Consider the following 12,883-nt stretch of genomic DNA (forward strand, 5'->3'; position numbering starts at 1 on the left):
GATGGCACTGACCCGCCGCTCGACCCGCGCCGTCAATGCCTCGATCTGGCCGGGTTTCGTGGACGCGATGACGGCACTGTTGCTGGTGATGATGTTCGTGCTGACCATCTTCATGGTCGTGCAATTCGTGCTGCGCGAAGAAATCTCGGGCCAGGAATCCCAGCTCAACGACCTGACATCACAGGTCGCGGGTTTGACCCAGGCGCTGGGACTGGCCGAGAGCCGGGCGTTCGAGGCCGAGACCGCCCGCGATGCGTTGCAGGCCACGACGGACGAGCAAGCCGACCTGATCGCCAGCCTGCAAGCCCGCACCGACGCCCAATCCGAGCGCATCGCCAGCTTCGAAGAGCGCGTGGCGTCGCTTCTGACCCAGCGCGACACGGCCCGCGCGCGGGTGGCCGAATTGCAGGACGCCGAAGACCGGCTCATATCGCAGCAGGAGGCGCTGAACCTGGCGTTGGCCCAGGCGCGCGACGAGATCGACGCCGCCGCGGAAGAGGCGCGCCTGGCCGCCGCCCGGCGCGAGGCGCTGGAGGCGCTGACCGAGCAGCTGCGCGCCGATGTCGAAGCGGGGGCCCGGACGCAGGCCAGCCTGTCGGCCGAAAGGGAGGCGCTGGAGGCCGCGCTGTCCGAGGAAGAGGCCCGGCGCCTGACCGAGGCCGCCGCGGCACAGGCGCTGCGCGACCGACTGGCCGATGCGGATGCCGAGCTTTCGGCCATGACGCTGGCGCTGGAAGAGCAGCGTGCCAGCGCGGAGGAAACGCTGACCTTGTTAGCAGCGGCCGAGGCGGCCCAGTCGGATCTGGATGAGCAATTGCTGGCGGCGCTGACCACGCGCGACGACCTGGCGCAGCGGTTGAGCGCCGCGCTGGCCGAGAACGAAGAGCTGGCCACGGCAGACGCCGAGTTGCAGCAGGCGCTGGACGCGCAGGGCGAGGCCGAGGCCCAGGCCGATCGCACGCAGGCGCTGTTGCAGGCGGCCCTTGCGCGCGAAAGCGACAACGCCGCCGAACTGGCCGCCATAGCGGATGCGCTGGAACAGGCGAAAGCCGCGCGCCTGGCGTTCCAGGGCGACCTGGAAGACGCGCGCGCCCGGCTGGCCGAAGCGCAGGCCGAACTGGAAGATCTGCGCGCGCAGGCCGGGCGCGAGGCGACCGAGCGCGACCGGCTGGCAGCCGCGCTTGCCGCCGCCCGGGCCGAAGCGGGCGCGTTGGCTAGCGCCACGGACGCGCAGACCGCGCTGCGCGAGCAATTGTCCGAGGCGCTGGCGCTGAAGCTCGCGGCCGAAAATCGCGCCGCCGAACAGCTGTCCGAGGCGGAACGACAGGCCGCTTTGCTGAGCACGGCCCGCGCCCAGTTGTCGGATGCCGAGGACAGCAACGCCGCGGCGCAGCGCCGGATGGCGGCACTGACCCAGCAGGTCGCCCGGCTGCGCCAGGAAATCGCCAACCTCCAGGGATTGCTGGACCTGGCCGCGGCCGAGGATGTGGCGCGCGACGTGCAGATCACCAACCTGGGCGCACAGCTCAACGCCGCGCTGGCGCGTGAAGCGGTCGAGCAGAAGCGCCGCGCCGAGTTGGAGGCGGCGGAACGCGAACGGCTCGAGCGCTACCAGTCGGAATTCTTCGGACGCCTGCGCGACCTGCTGGGCGACCGGGAAGGCGTGCGGATCGTGGGCGACCGGTTCGTCTTCGACAGCGAGGTGCTGTTCCCGTCGGGCTCGGCCGATCTTTCGCCGGAAGGCCGCGCGCAGGTGGCACAGGTCGCCACCCTGTTGCAGGACGTGGCGGCCGATATCCCCGAAGGCATCGACTGGGTCATCCGCGTGGATGGCCATACGGACAATGTGCCGCTGAGCGGGCAGGGCGCCTTCGCGGACAATTGGGAACTGAGCCAGGCCCGCGCCCTGTCGGTGGTGCGGTTCATGTCCGACACGCTGGGCTTTCCGGCAGATCGCCTGGCGCCGACGGGGTTCGGGGAATACCAGCCGGTGACCTCGGGCGACAGCGAGGCGGCGCGCGCCCAGAACAGGCGGATCGAGTTGAAGCTGACCGAGCGTTAGGGCCCGGGATGTTTCGGAATGCCGGGTCGCTCACTCGACGCGCAACGTGACCGAGATCTCGTCGAGCACCCGATCCTTGCGCAGCATGGTGGCCGTTCCGCGGTAGCTGCCCGTCGGCCAGCCCCCCGCGTCCTGCCGTTTCCCGATGGCCCGAAAGAGCTGCGCCTGCGCCTTTTCCAGGTCGATCGCTTGCGAGATCACGGTGCCATCCGGCCCATCCAGCTCAAGGCGCAGGATGTCGCCCGGTCGCGCGCCGAACGCGTAAGCCCAGACGACCAGCGCATCGGCGTCGGGTCCCAGAGTATCCGCGCCCGCCGTGCCTGCCTTGATGGCATCGTAGTCCGGCACCGCGTCCGAAAAGCCCGCGGCGATCAGGCCACCGGGCTGGTAGGTCAGCGGGTTGCCCCAAAGCGTCTGGGGATCGGGCTCGCCGCAGGATACGATCCCGTCCGGGTTGAACGGGTCGATCACGCGACCATCCTGGCGCACGGATAAATGGACATGCGGGAAAACGGTCCGCCCGCTCAATCCCACCTGGCCCAGCACCGTGCCGGTGCCGACGCGCTGGCCTTCTGACACGGCGATCGAGCCTTGGCGCAGGTGGCAATATTGTGTTTCCCAGCCGCCGCCGTGGCTGATCGCGACGCCATTTCCGCAATCCCGACCCTCGATCGTATCCGCATCGGCCGCATCCGCGCTCACGTCCGCCATGCCATCGCGCAAAGCGCGGACGGTGCCGGGCGCGGCGGCCAGGACGTCGACGCCCGCCTCGAGCATGGCCCGCGACGGAAGTGCGAAATCGGTGCCCTTGTGACCGTCATAGGTGAGCGGGCCGCAGGTGAAGTCAGCGGCACCCGCGCCGGGGTCGGCATCGACATATTGCTGGATGAAACAGGGTCCGGTCAGGTCGCAATCGATCGGTGGCGACAGGATCGGGTCGCGCGCCCAGGCGGGCGAGGCAAGGGCGAGCGCGGCCAGAGTGAACCCCCGGCCGCGCCGCATGTCAGTCAGCCGTCAGCAGGGGCGGCTTCTTGGAACTCAGGCGCCGCGTCTCGGGCGGGTCGATGCGCAAGTCGATCTTGCCGTCCGTCACGCCCACCTGCACCACGCCGCCCTTGGCGAGCTTGCCGAACAGCAATTCCTCGGCCAGGGGCTTCTTGATGTGCTCCTGGATCACGCGGCCCAGCGGGCGCGCGCCCATCTTGTCGTCGTAGCCCTTGTCGGCCAGCCATTCGGCGGCGGGCTTCGTGAGCTCGATGGTCACGTTGCGATCCATCAGCTGCGCTTCGAGTTGCAGCACGAACTTCTCGACCACCTGCATGATGACCTCTTTCGGCAGGGCGCCGAAGCTGATCACCGCGTCCAGGCGGTTGCGGAATTCGGGCGTGAACGTCCGCTCGATGGCGGCGGTATCCTCGCCCTCGCGCCGGTCGCGGCCGAAGCCCATGGCGGATTTCGACATCTCGGCGGCACCCGCGTTCGAAGTCATGATCAGCACGACGTTGCGGAAATCCACCGCCCGGCCGTTATGGTCGGTCAGCTTGCCGTGATCCATCACCTGCAGAAGGATGTTGAACACATCCGGGTGCGCCTTTTCGATCTCGTCGAGCAGCAGCACGCAATGGGGGTGCTGGTCCACGCCATCCGTCAGCATGCCGCCCTGGTCGAAGCCCACATAGCCCGGAGGCGCACCGATGAGGCGCGAAACCGCGTGCTTTTCCATGTATTCCGACATGTCGAAGCGCAGAAGCTCGACGCCCAGCGTATCGGCCAGCTGCTTGGCGACTTCCGTCTTGCCTACGCCGGTGGGGCCCGCGAACAGGTAGTTGCCGATGGGCTTTTCCGGCTCGCGCAGACCGGCGCGCGACAGCTTGATCGCCGAGGCGAGCGCGGAGATGGCCGCGTCTTGGCCGAAGACCACGCGCTTCAGCGTGCCTTCCAGGTCCTTCAGCACGGCCGCGTCGTCCTTCGAGACGTTCTTCGGCGGGATGCGGGCGATCTTGGCGACGACAGCTTCGATCTCCTTCGTGCCGATGGTCTTGCGGCGCTTGGATTCCACCACCAGGTGCTGCGCGGCACCGGCCTCGTCGATGACGTCGATGGCCTTGTCGGGTAGCTTGCGGTCGTTGATGTAGCGCGACGACAGCTCGACGGCCGTCTTGATGGCGTCGTTGGTGTACTTGATGTCGTGATGCTCTTCGAAATAGGGCTTCAGACCCCGCAGGATCTTCACCGAATCCTCGACCGAAGGTTCATTCACGTCGATCTTCTGGAACCGGCGCGACAGCGCGCGGTCCTTCTCAAAATGCTGGCGGAACTCCTTGTAGGTGGTGGAGCCCATGCAGCGCAGCTTGCCGCCCTGAAGCGCGGGCTTCAGAAGGTTGCTGGCATCCATGGCACCGCCCGAGGTGGCACCGGCGCCGATCACCGTGTGGATCTCGTCGATGAACAGAACGGCATCGTCATGCTCTTCCATCTCGGTCATGACGGCTTTCAGACGCTCTTCGAAATCGCCGCGATAGCGGGTGCCCGCCAGAAGCGCGCCCATGTCGAGCGAGTAGATCGTCGTGTGGGCCAGGACCTCGGGGGTCTGCCCTTCGACGATCTTCTTGGCCAGGCCTTCCGCGATGGCCGTCTTGCCGACGCCGGGGTCGCCCACCAGGAGCGGGTTGTTCTTGCGGCGGCGGCAGAGCACCTGGATACAGCGCTCGACCTCGTGCTCGCGCCCGATCAGCGGGTCGATGTCGCCCTTCGAGGATTTTTCGTTCAGGTCCACGCAATACTTGGCCAGCGCGGATTCCTTGGCGTCGCCCTCTTCGACCTGCATCGAGGATTCGTCTTCGCCTTCGGGCGCACCGGTGATGGGCCGCGGCTCGGAATGGGACGCGTCTTTGGCCACGCCATGGGCGATGAAGTTCACCGCGTCGTAGCGGGTCATGTCCTGTTCCTGCAGGAAGTAGGCGGCGTTCGATTCGCGCTCGGCGAAGATGGCGACCAGCACGTTGGCGCCCGTCACTTCGGTCCGGCCCGACGATTGCACGTGGATCGCTGCGCGCTGGATCACGCGCTGAAATGCGGCCGTAGGCACCGCTTCCGAGCCTTCGACCTCGGTCACCAGGGTCGACAGGTCGTCGTCGATAAATTCCACCAGCGTCTGGCGCAACTCGTCAAGGTCGACCGAGCAGGCGCTGAGCACCTTGGCGGCGTCGGGCTCGTCGGTGAGGGCCAGGAGCAGGTGTTCCAGCGTCGCCAGCTCGTGTCGGCGCGTGTTGGCCAGCGCCAAGGCGGCGTGAATGGCTTGCTCGAGCGTGTTTGAAAAAGATGGCACGAGGGGTGCTCCTTTTATTGGGCGGGACGCTGAGGGGTCTGGGCCAGCATCGTCACCGTGGCCTTATATGGTTAAAGTCTGGTTGTTTATGGCCAGCCTTCAAGGGTTTTCTTTGCCGCATCCATCACAAATTAGGATAAGTTGCGTGAGAGGCAGTTGCGCCAGCGCAAACGTCTTAAAATCGATCTTTGCGGGACCGGATTTCGGCGAACACGTCGGCATCTTCGGCTTTTTGCATAGATAGGGCGTCTTTCACCGGTTGTAAGTGGGCCCGCAGGAACGGGTTTGTCGCACGCTCGTCGCGCAGGGTTGACGGCACGGTCGCCTCGCCGCGGGCGCGCTTGTCGCGGACCTCGTCGACGCGGGCTTGAAGTGCTTGGTTGTCGGGTTCGATGGTCAGGGCGAAATCGGCGTTATTTGAGGTATATTCGTGGCCGGAATAGACGATTGTATCGTCCGGCAGGTCGCGCAGCTTGCACAGGCTTTGCCACATCTGCGGCATCGTGCCCTCGAACACCCGGCCGCATCCCAGCGCCATCAGGCTGTCGGCGGTGAAGACGGCCTGCTGGGACGGCATGTGGAACGCGATGTGATTGATCGTGTGGCCCGAGACATCCATCACGTGCACGTCCGCGCCGCCGAACTGGAAGGTGTCGCCATCCGACACCGCCCGGTCGAGCGGGGGAAGGCGGTCGGCATCCGCCTTGCACCCCGTGACCTGCAGATCGGGGAATGCGGAGCGGAGCGCGGGCAAGCCGTCCACGTGGTCGAAATGGTGGTGGGTCAGCCAGACCTCGTCCAGGGTCCAGCCCTTTTGCTCGAGCGCGGCAAGGATCGGCGCGGCTTCCGGTGCGTCGACCAGCGCCGTGCGGCTGCCATCGTGGATCAGGAAGGCGTAATTATCCTCGCGGCAGGGGATCGTAAGGATGTCGAAGGGCATGGGCATCCGCTCCTGAATGGGGCTAGGTTATGCAGAAAGGTAACGCGCGAAGAAGGCCCGGCAATGCATCTGGACGTGCGCGATCTGCGCAGCTTCTACTATCGCACGGCGCTGGGGCGCGCGGCGCAAAAGGCGGTGCGCGACCAGGTGGTGAATGTCTGGCCCGCGGCCAAGGGCGAGACAGTGGTCGGTTTCGGATTCGCGGTGCCGGTCCTGCGGCCTTTCCTGGCCGATGCGCGCCGGGTCATCGCGCTGATGCCGGGACCGCAGGGGGTGATGCCCTGGCCCGCGGGCCAGCCCAACGTGTCGGTGCTGTCGGAAGAAACGCTCTGGCCGATCCAGACCGGGCAGGCCGACAAGCTGATCCTTTTGCACGGGCTCGAGACATCCGAGAACGCGAACGCCGTGCTGCGCGAAAGCTACCGGGTGCTGGGGCCGGGGGGCAGGGCGCTTTTCATCGTGCCGAACCGCGCGGGGCTGTGGTCGAGCAACGAGAACACGCCCTTCGGCTTCGGGCGGCCCTATTCGCTGGGCCAGCTCGAAGCGCAGTTGAAGGATTTCGACTTCATCCCCCAGCGGCACGTCGCCGCATTGTTCCAGCCCCCGACCGAACAGCGCTTCTGGATGCGCACGGGCAATCTGCTGGAACGGGCGGGCCGGTCGATCACGGGGCGCTTCGCGGGCGGGGTGCTGATGGTCGAGGCGAAAAAGCAGGTGCCCGCGAAGGCGGGCGGCTCAGGGGTCGCGGTGCGCAGGCGCAGCCGGGTGCTGGAAGGATTGGGCGCACCCGCCCCCGAGCCCGCCCGCCGCGTGCCCCGGGACGCGGCCAAGGTCTGAGCGGCGCCGCCACGGGCCGTCCGCGGCCTTTGTCTTGCGGCCGCGCGCCGCGGCGCTAGATTTCGCGGGGAGGGGCGACTGCCTTCCCCGATTCTGAAAATATCCCGGCGCCCGCTTCGCGGCTGCGCGCGGCGGCTGGATTGCCAAAGCCCGGTTGCGGGGGGCATAACGCTCTGCTAGAGCAAGCCCGATTTCGTCGATCACGACACCGTGCGCGACGAGCAGACAGAACAACCTGCCCTGTCCGGCCCCGGTGGCCCGTGTCGGGGTGGGACGCATCATCGAAAGGGTGGACGTGTCCGAACCGGCTTCGATCTCAACTGGCATCGCCTCGCGCTATGCAACCGCCATCTTCGAACTGGCCCGCGACGAAGGTGCGCTCGACCAGGTCCGCCGCGACAGCGACACGCTGGCCTCGGCCCTGAACGACAGCGAGGATTTCCGCGACCTGATCCATTCGCCGCTTTATTCCCGCGATCAGCAGCAGCAGGCCATCGGCGCGATCGCCGACAAGATGGGCTTGCACAAGATCACCGCCAACACGCTGCGACTGATGGCGTCCAAGCGCCGTCTGTTCGTGCTGAGCGGCCTGATTTCCGAGCTGCGCGACATGATCGCGCGCGAGAAGGGCGAGATCACCGCCGACGTGTCCGCCGCGACCGAGCTGTCGGACGCGCAGAAGAAGAAGCTGGCCGAGACGCTGAAGGCGTCCGTCGGCCGCGACGTGAACATCAATCTGAGCGTCGATGAATCCCTCATCGGCGGTCTTGTCGTCAAGGTAGGCTCGAAGATGATCGACACGTCGATCAAGTCGAAGCTGGCCGCACTCCAGAACACCATGAAAGAGGTCGGGTAATGGGCATCAACGCTTCCGAGATTTCTGCGATCCTGAAGGACCAGATCAGCAACTTCGGTCAAGAGGCAGAGGTTGCCGAGGTCGGCCGCGTGCTGTCCGTGGGCGACGGCATCGCCCGTGTCTATGGCCTGGACAACGTGCAGGCCGGCGAGATGGTCGAGTTTCCGGGCAACATCCAGGGCATGGCCCTGAACCTTGAAACCGACAACGTGGGCGTCGTGATCTTCGGCTCGGACCGGGACATCAAGGAAGGCGACACCGTCAAGCGCACGAACTCGATCGTGGACGTGCCCTGCGGTGACGCGCTGCTGGGCCGGGTCGTGGACGGCTTGGGCAACCCCATCGACGGCAAGGGCCCGATCGAGACGACCGAACGCCGCGTGGCCGACGTGAAGGCCCCCGGCATCATGCCCCGCAAGTCGGTGCACGAGCCCATGCCTACCGGCCTGAAGGCCATCGACGCCATGATCCCGATCGGCCGCGGCCAGCGCGAGCTGATCATCGGCGACCGCCAGACCGGCAAGACCGCCGTGGCGCTGGACGCGATCCTGAACCAGAAATCCTATAACGACGCCGCCGGCGACGACGAAAGCAAGAAGCTTTATTGCGTCTATGTCGCCATAGGGCAGAAGCGCTCGACCGTGGCCCAGCTGGTCAAGAAGCTGGAAGAGACCGGCGCCATCGACTATTCCATCGTGGTCGCCGCCACCGCGTCCGAGCCCGCGCCGCTGCAGTTCCTGGCCCCCTATGCCGCGACCTCGATGGCAGAGTTCTACCGCGACAATGGCCGCCACGCACTGATCATCTACGATGACCTGTCGAAGCAGGCTGTGGCCTATCGCCAGATGTCGTTGCTGCTGCGCCGTCCGCCCGGCCGCGAAGCCTATCCCGGCGACGTGTTCTACCTGCACTCGCGCCTGCTGGAGCGGTCGGCCAAGCTGAACGAGGATTACGGCTCGGGGTCGCTGACCGCGCTGCCGATCATCGAAACGCAAGGCGGCGACGTGTCGGCCTTCATTCCGACCAACGTGATCTCGATCACCGATGGCCAGATCTTTCTTGAGACGGACCTGTTCTACCAGGGCATCCGCCCGGCCGTGAACACCGGCCTGTCGGTCAGCCGCGTGGGGTCGTCCGCGCAGACCAATTCGATGAAGTCGGTCGCGGGCCCGGTGAAGCTGGAGCTTGCCCAGTACCGTGAAATGGAAAGCTTCGCCCAGTTCGGATCGGACCTGGATGCCGCCACCCAGCGCCAGCTGGCCCGCGGCAAGCGCCTGACCGAGCTAATGAAGCAGCCCCAGTATTCGCCGCTGACCAACGCCGAGATCGTCTGCGTCATCTTCGCGGGCACCGAAGGCTACCTGGACGACGTGAAGGTGGACGACGTGGGCCGCTTCGAGAAGGGCATGCTCAACCACATGCGCACCAAGCACAAGGATGTGCTGGACTGGATCACCAACGAGGATCCGAAGATCAAGGGCGATGCGGCCGAGAAACTGAAGTCCGCCATGGACGAATTCGCCAAAGACTTCGCCTGAATGTCCTTGAAGGGAAAGCACGATGCCTAACCTGAAGGATCTGAAGAATCGGATCGACTCGGTCAAATCGACCAAGAAGATCACGAAAGCCATGCAGATGGTGGCCGCCGCGAAACTGCGGCGGGCCCAGGAAGCGGCCGAGAACGCGCGGCCCTACGCCGAGCGCTTCGATGCCGTCATGGGTCAGCTTGCCGCCAGCGTCGGCGACAGCGAAAGCGCGCCCAAGCTGCTGCGCGGCACCGGGTCGGACGACACGCACCTGCTGGTCGTGATGACGTCCGAGAAGGGCCTTTGCGGCGGGTTCAACACGAATATCGTCAAAAAATCCCTGGTGCGGATCAGGGAGTCGCTGAGAGACGGCAAGACCGTGAAGGTCGTCACCGTCGGCAAGAAGGGGCGTGACGTGCTGCGCCGCAACTATGCCGAACACCTGATCGACCACGTGGATATGTCCGACGTGAAGCGCGTGGGCTACGGCGACGCGCAGGACATCGCCAAGAGCATCCTTGACCGGTTCGACGATGGCGAGTTCGACCGCTGCTTCATCTATTACGGCGAGTTCGAAAACGTCGTGACCCAGCACCCGCGTGAACAGCAGATCATCCCCGCGACCTTCGAGAAGAAGCAGGATGAGAACGTGTCCGAGACGACGCTTTACGACTACGAGCCCAGCGAGGAAGGCATCCTGGCCGACCTGCTGCCGCGCGGGGTCGCAACGCAGATCTTCGCGGCCCTGCTGGAAAACGCGGCGTCCGAGCAGGGCGCGCGGATGACCGCGATGGACAACGCCACGCGCAACGCCGAAGAGATGGTCGAGGACCTGAACCGCGAATACAACCGCACCCGCCAGGCCGTGATCACCAACGAGCTGATCGAAATCATTTCGGGCGCCGAAGCGCTCTAAGACGAACCGGAGAAACGATAATATGGCTAACGCACAAGGCAAAGTGACCCAGGTCATCGGCGCCGTCGTCGACGTTCAGTTCGACGACCACCTGCCCGAGATCCTGAACGCGCTGGAAACCGACAACAACGGCAAGCGGCTGGTTCTGGAAGTGGCCCAGCACCTGGGCGAGAACACCGTTCGCACCATCGCCATGGACGGCACCGAAGGCCTGGTCCGCGGCGCGAAGGTGACCGACACCGAAGGCCCGATCCGCATGCCCGTTGGCGACGCGACGCTGGGCCGCATCCTGAACGTCATCGGCGAGCCGGTGGACGAGGGCGGCCCGGTCGAGGCAACGGAATTCCGCGCCATCCACCAGTCCGCACCCGAATTCGCGGCCCAGTCCACGTCGTCGGACATCCTGGTGACGGGCATCAAGGTCATCGACCTGCTGGCGCCCTATTCCAAGGGCGGCAAGATCGGCCTGTTCGGCGGTGCCGGCGTGGGCAAGACGGTGCTGATCATGGAACTGATCAACAACATCGCCAAGGTGCACTCGGGCTACTCGGTGTTCGCGGGCGTGGGCGAGCGGACGCGCGAAGGCAACGACCTGTATTACGAGATGGTCGAATCCAACGTCATCAAGCCCGACAACCTGTCGGAAAGCCAAGTGGCGCTGGTCTACGGCCAGATGAACGAGCCCCCGGGTGCGCGGATGCGCGTGGCGCTGTCGGGCCTGACCCTGGCCGAGCATTTCCGCGACCAGTCGGGCTCGGACGTGCTGTTCTTCGTCGACAACATCTTCCGCTTCACGCAGGCCGGATCCGAAGTGTCGGCGCTGCTGGGCCGGATCCCGTCGGCGGTGGGCTACCAGCCGACGCTGGCCACCGACATGGGCCAGATGCAGGAGCGGATCACCTCGACCCGCGGCGGCTCGATCACGTCGATCCAGGCTGTGTATGTGCCCGCCGACGACCTGACCGACCCCGCGCCCGCCACGACCTTCACCCACCTCGACGCCACCACGGTGCTGTCGCGCTCGATCTCGGAAAAGGGCATTTACCCGGCCGTGGACCCGCTCGACTCGACCTCGCGCCTGATGGATCCGCAGATCCTGGGCCAGGAGCATTACGACGTGGCGCGCGACGTGCAGGGCACGCTCCAGCGCTACAAGTCGCTGCAGGACATCATCGCCATCCTGGGCATGGATGAACTGAGCGAAGAGGACAAGCTGACCGTGGCCCGCGCCCGCAAGATCGAGCGTTTCCTGAGCCAGCCTTTCGACGTGGCGAAGGTGTTCACCGGTTCGGACGGCGTGCAGGTGCCGCTGGAAGAGACGATTTCGTCGTTCAAGGCGGTCGTCGCAGGCGAATACGATCACCTGCCCGAAGGCGCCTTCTACATGGTGGGAGGCATCGACGAGGTGAAGGCCAAGGCCGAGAAGATGGCCGCCGACGCCTGACCGCCCTGATGGGTCGGGCCCGTGCCCGACCCACCCTTGAGACGAGGACCAGAAATGGCCGAGAACATGAAATTCGAACTGGTCAGCCCGGAAAAGCGCGTCGCGTCAATGCGCGTGACCTCGGTGCGCATTCCCGGGACCGAGGGCGACCTGACCGCGATGCCGGACCACGCGCCGGTCATCACGACGCTGCGCCCGGGCGTGCTGCACGCCGAGGGCCCTGACGGCACCCATGAATACGTCGTCACCGGTGGGTTTGCCGAGATCGGGATCGACGGCGTTTCGGTGCTGGCCGAGGAAAGCCACCACCGCGATGACATGACCCAGGAAAAGATCGACCGCATGGTCGAAGAAGCCGCGCGCAAGCACAACAAGGCCAAGCAGAACTTCGAAAACGAGCCCGGCCCGGTAGACGATGCCGCGAAACTTCTGGCCGACATGATTGCCATGGGCGATCACATCGGGTTGTCACCAAAGCAACCGTCGCTTTAAGGTTGCAGGGCGGACCAGATCGGTCCGCCTTTTTTACGGGCGACACCTTTCCCGATGAAGCGGATTTCCACGACGAGTCTCGGGATCCAGTCCGGCAGGCACATGCTGTTTTCGGACTTCTCGGATAATGGTCCGATGTGGGCGGGATCGGGGCCGCGCGAGGTGCGCAAACAGGTCGCTTTTCCGCAGCCCTTCACGTCGGAGCCGCACGTTCAGGTGGCGATTTCGCTGTGGGACATGGACAGCAAGACCAACGTGCGCATGGATCTTTCGGCTGAATCGATCACAGAGACGCATTTCACCATCGTTTTCAGGACCTGGGGTGACACCAGGCTGGCCCGGATCCGTGTCGAATGGACCGCCATCGGCGAAGTGTCGGATGACGACGCCTGGGATGTCGGCTGAACCCATCGCTTCAGTCATTAATTCTGGCTCCGCCATATCTTGGACAATTTGCGTAGTTATGAAGGTATTCTGATCGA

The 12,883-nt window shown here is 65.5% G+C and carries 11 protein-coding genes; 8 read left to right on the plus strand and 3 right to left on the minus strand.

The window, feature by feature from the left end; all coding sequences use genetic code 11:
• Position 1 precedes the first annotated feature (1 nt).
• The gene (locus ILP92_RS11650; RefSeq protein WP_198916573.1) at positions 2-2,062 is read left to right on the plus strand and encodes a peptidoglycan -binding protein; all 2,061 of its coding nucleotides are present in this window, start codon (positions 2-4) and stop codon (positions 2,060-2,062) included.
• Positions 2,063-2,092: 30 nt separating this feature from the next.
• Here ILP92_RS11650 and ILP92_RS11655 read toward each other — a convergent pair whose 3' ends face one another.
• From ILP92_RS11655 to gloB, 3 genes are all read right to left on the minus strand, one after another.
• Entirely contained in the window at positions 2,093-3,064 is a 972-nt protein-coding gene (locus ILP92_RS11655) for a M23 family metallopeptidase (protein WP_198916574.1), read from the minus strand.
• A 1-nt stretch (position 3,065) separates the two neighbouring features.
• The gene (gene clpA, locus ILP92_RS11660) at positions 3,066-5,390 is read right to left on the minus strand and encodes an ATP-dependent Clp protease ATP-binding subunit ClpA (protein ID WP_198916575.1); all 2,325 of its coding nucleotides are present in this window, start codon (positions 5,388-5,390) and stop codon (positions 3,066-3,068) included.
• Positions 5,391-5,565: 175 nt separating this feature from the next.
• A complete protein-coding gene (gene gloB, locus ILP92_RS11665; RefSeq protein WP_198916576.1) occupies positions 5,566-6,330 on the minus strand; it encodes a hydroxyacylglutathione hydrolase in 765 nt (254 codons plus the stop codon).
• 63 nt (positions 6,331-6,393) lie between these two features.
• Between gloB and ILP92_RS11670 the strand changes: the two genes are divergently transcribed.
• The 7 genes from ILP92_RS11670 (at position 6,394) to ILP92_RS11700 (ending at position 12,806) form a co-directional block, all read left to right on the plus strand.
• Positions 6,394-7,167 (plus strand): class I SAM-dependent methyltransferase, encoded by a 774-nt coding sequence (locus ILP92_RS11670; RefSeq protein ID WP_198916577.1) that lies wholly within the window; start codon positions 6,394-6,396, stop codon positions 7,165-7,167.
• 289 nt (positions 7,168-7,456) lie between these two features.
• Positions 7,457-8,023 (plus strand): F0F1 ATP synthase subunit delta, encoded by a 567-nt coding sequence (locus tag ILP92_RS11675; protein WP_198916740.1) that lies wholly within the window; start codon positions 7,457-7,459, stop codon positions 8,021-8,023.
• Complete coding sequence (atpA, locus tag ILP92_RS11680) at positions 8,023-9,561, plus strand: F0F1 ATP synthase subunit alpha (RefSeq protein ID WP_198916578.1); 1,539 nt, start codon at positions 8,023-8,025, stop codon at positions 9,559-9,561. Before ILP92_RS11675 ends, atpA begins: the two co-directional genes overlap by 1 nt.
• Positions 9,562-9,583: 22 nt before the next feature.
• A complete protein-coding gene (locus ILP92_RS11685) occupies positions 9,584-10,465 on the plus strand; it encodes a F0F1 ATP synthase subunit gamma (RefSeq protein WP_198916579.1) in 882 nt (293 codons plus the stop codon).
• Between the two features lie 22 nt (positions 10,466-10,487).
• Entirely contained in the window at positions 10,488-11,909 is a 1,422-nt protein-coding gene (gene atpD, locus ILP92_RS11690; RefSeq protein WP_198916580.1) for a F0F1 ATP synthase subunit beta, read from the plus strand.
• Between the two features lie 54 nt (positions 11,910-11,963).
• On the plus strand, positions 11,964-12,401 hold the full coding sequence (locus ILP92_RS11695; protein WP_198916581.1) for a F0F1 ATP synthase subunit epsilon: 438 nt from the start codon (positions 11,964-11,966) through the stop codon (positions 12,399-12,401).
• A 102-nt stretch (positions 12,402-12,503) separates the two neighbouring features.
• A complete protein-coding gene (locus ILP92_RS11700) occupies positions 12,504-12,806 on the plus strand; it encodes an H-type lectin domain-containing protein (protein ID WP_368667877.1) in 303 nt (100 codons plus the stop codon).
• Positions 12,807-12,883: the final 77 nt, after the last annotated feature.

Source organism: Palleronia pontilimi (genome assembly GCF_016412875.1).
GTDB lineage: Bacteria > Pseudomonadota > Alphaproteobacteria > Rhodobacterales > Rhodobacteraceae > Palleronia > Palleronia pontilimi.

Bases quoted from the DNA above. Each gene is read 5' to 3' on its own strand.
- ILP92_RS11655 (WP_198916574.1), bottom strand. From the start codon at position 3,064: ATGCGGCGCGGCCGGGGGTTCACTCTGGCCGCGCTCGCCCTTGCCTCG.
- ILP92_RS11650 (WP_198916573.1), top strand. From the start codon at position 2: ATGGCACTGACCCGCCGCTCGACCCGCGCCGTCAATGCCTCGATCTGG.
- ILP92_RS11700 (WP_368667877.1), top strand. From the start codon at position 12,504: ATGCTGTTTTCGGACTTCTCGGATAATGGTCCGATGTGGGCGGGATCG.
- ILP92_RS11670 (WP_198916577.1), top strand. From the start codon at position 6,394: ATGCATCTGGACGTGCGCGATCTGCGCAGCTTCTACTATCGCACGGCG.
- gloB (WP_198916576.1), bottom strand. From the start codon at position 6,330: ATGCCCTTCGACATCCTTACGATCCCCTGCCGCGAGGATAATTACGCC.
- ILP92_RS11695 (WP_198916581.1), top strand. From the start codon at position 11,964: ATGGCCGAGAACATGAAATTCGAACTGGTCAGCCCGGAAAAGCGCGTC.
- ILP92_RS11685 (WP_198916579.1), top strand. From the start codon at position 9,584: ATGCCTAACCTGAAGGATCTGAAGAATCGGATCGACTCGGTCAAATCG.
- atpA (WP_198916578.1), top strand. From the start codon at position 8,023: ATGGGCATCAACGCTTCCGAGATTTCTGCGATCCTGAAGGACCAGATC.
- atpD (WP_198916580.1), top strand. From the start codon at position 10,488: ATGGCTAACGCACAAGGCAAAGTGACCCAGGTCATCGGCGCCGTCGTC.